The sequence below is a fragment of the Massilia sp. CT11-108 genome, assembly GCF_047302915.1.
GTDB classification, from domain to species: Bacteria; Pseudomonadota; Gammaproteobacteria; order Burkholderiales; family Burkholderiaceae_D; genus Telluria; species Telluria orientalis.
Genome location: NZ_JBKYMO010000766.1, coordinates 1 through 1,912, shown reverse-complemented (window position 1 = coordinate 1,912; position 1,912 = coordinate 1). Strand labels below are relative to the sequence as shown.

The following is a 1,912-nucleotide window of genomic DNA, read 5'->3' as shown; positions in this document are numbered from 1 at the left end:
CGCGGCCGACAGCGCCGTCATCAGGCAGCCCGCGCCGGCGCCGTCGACGTGGCGCCGGCTCAGGTACAGGTCGAGGTAGGCCGCGATGCCCTGCTCCGCCAGGATGCGGTCGAAATCGGCCTGCGTCCGCGACGACAGGTCGGCCAGCGCCTCGGCCATCAGCGCTTCCTTGGAGGCGAAGTGGTTGTAGAACGGCCCGTGCGTGAGGCCGGTCGCCTTCATGATCTCGCCGACGCTGACGCCCGCGAAGCCGCGTTCGCGGAACAGCCGGCCCGCCTGCTCGAGGATGCGGCGGTGCTTGGCGGCGGTTTCTTCCGGTGGATAGCGCATGTCTATCGCCTCCATATAAATTGTGAGGTTGACTTCAAATATTATATCCATCATGCTTCGTCCATCCAAACATGACGTTCATCATGTTTGCTTTCAACCCCACCATCGAGGAGTACATCATGAGCAAAGCACAGCAAGGCACGGCCATCGTCACCGGCGCATCCGCAGGCCTGGGCAGGATTTACGCGGACCGCCTGGCGCGGCGCGGCTACGACCTCGTCCTCGTCGCCCGCCGCGGCGACAAGCTCGCTGAACTGGCCGAGACGCTGGCCACCGAATATGGCGTGCAGGTCCGTCCCTTCGTTGCCGACCTCAGCCGCAGCAACGACGTGGAGCGCCTGGCCGACCTGATCCGTGACGATGCCAGCATCACCATGCTCGTGAATAACGCGGGCGTGTCGGTGTCCGGTGCGACGACGACCTTGAATCCGGCCGATGTCGCCTGGCAGCAAGCGATCAACGTGGACGCGGTCAACCGCCTGAGTCTTGCCGCCCTGCCGCAATTTTTGGCGCGCAATCACGGTACGCTCGTGAACATTGCCTCGATCCTCGGATTCGGCTTCCTGCCGACGAGCACGTTCTACAGCGCCGGCAAGGGCCATGTCGCGAACCTGACGCGCGCCCTCCAGAACGAGGTCCAAGGCACGAACGTCCGCGTGCAACTGGTGGCGCCGTCCGTGACTGCCACCGAGATCTGGGAAGAAGACCGGCTGAATGCGATGGACCCGCGCATCGTGATGACGGCCGAGGATTGCGTGGACGCGGCCCTTGCTGGCCTCGACCTGGGCGAGCAGGTGACCTTCCCGTCCGTCGAGGATGCGCAACTGTGGAAGAATTTCGAGGAAGCCGCCGCCAGGCTGATGCAGGGCGCGATGAGCGGCAAGCCGGCCTCGCGCTACCTGGCCGCCGCGCACGCTTGAACCGCGTTTGCAGCCCGCCCGCGCCTACGGGACAATGACCGTGACGACCAGCACACCGAAAGGAGCATGCATGAGCATCACGGTAAAGAACACGACGCCCGACACGACCCGCGTCACCCTGTTCGGCGAATTGCGCGACGGCAGCTTCGACGCGAAGATCATGGCCGAGACCGACGTACCCTACACGCGCTGCTGGGAAGATGAGGTCGAGCAGCGCATCGTCTACATCCAGCCCGATCCCGACCAGTTACAAGCGATCCTGGCCGCGCTCAACGAGCGCCGGCTGACGATCGAACAATTGCAGGAGTTCGGCAGCGTGGGCGGCGGCACGTCCGAGATTCCGGTCTGATCCTACACGCGCACGCCATGCCTGCCGACAGACGGGCGGCGTGCGCGCGGCGACAATCGCTCATCAATTGACACTTCAGGAGGCGACATGAACGCGAAATCGACGACGATCGGCGTCGGCAACCCGACCAGCGGCGAAGAAGGCAGCACCCTCACGCACGAGACGATGGCCGAGACGGGCGGCAGCGGCACCCAGCCGCGTCCGGAAGAGGAAGCGCCGCTGGCGCGCCGAGACCCGTCGAACCGGGGCTGGCCTGGCGGCTGCGCGTGTCCTGGTAGCCGCGGTTGATGGCTGTCGCGGCCGTGCCTTCGCC

Annotated in this window: 4 protein-coding genes; 3 read left to right on the top strand and 1 reads right to left on the bottom strand. The window is 65.5% G+C overall.

The window, feature by feature from the left end; genetic code table 11:
• Positions 1–330: TetR/AcrR family transcriptional regulator (locus ACEN88_RS30435; protein WP_413345726.1), on the bottom strand; the 330-nt coding region annotated here is incomplete at its 3' end.
• 119 nt (positions 331–449) lie between these two features.
• Between ACEN88_RS30435 and ACEN88_RS30430 the strand changes: the two genes are divergently transcribed.
• From ACEN88_RS30430 to ACEN88_RS30420, 3 genes are all read left to right on the top strand, one after another.
• Positions 450–1,250 carry an SDR family NAD(P)-dependent oxidoreductase gene (locus ACEN88_RS30430; protein WP_413345725.1) on the top strand — a complete coding sequence of 267 codons (801 nt, stop codon included), beginning with the start codon at positions 450–452 and terminating at the stop codon, positions 1,248–1,250.
• 70 nt (positions 1,251–1,320) lie between these two features.
• A complete protein-coding gene (locus tag ACEN88_RS30425; protein ID WP_413345723.1) occupies positions 1,321–1,599 on the top strand; it encodes a hypothetical protein in 279 nt (92 codons plus the stop codon).
• Positions 1,600–1,686: 87 nt separating this feature from the next.
• Positions 1,687–1,887: a hypothetical protein gene (locus tag ACEN88_RS30420; RefSeq protein WP_413345721.1), complete on the top strand. Its 201-nt coding sequence runs from the start codon at positions 1,687–1,689 to the stop codon at positions 1,885–1,887.
• The last annotated feature ends 25 nt before the right edge of the window (positions 1,888–1,912 follow it).

Coding starts and splice junctions, on each gene's coding strand:
- ACEN88_RS30420 (WP_413345721.1), top strand. CDS start 1,687: ATGAACGCGAAATCGACGACGATCGGCGTCGGCAACCCGACCAGCGGC.
- ACEN88_RS30425 (WP_413345723.1), top strand. CDS start 1,321: ATGAGCATCACGGTAAAGAACACGACGCCCGACACGACCCGCGTCACC.
- ACEN88_RS30430 (WP_413345725.1), top strand. CDS start 450: ATGAGCAAAGCACAGCAAGGCACGGCCATCGTCACCGGCGCATCCGCA.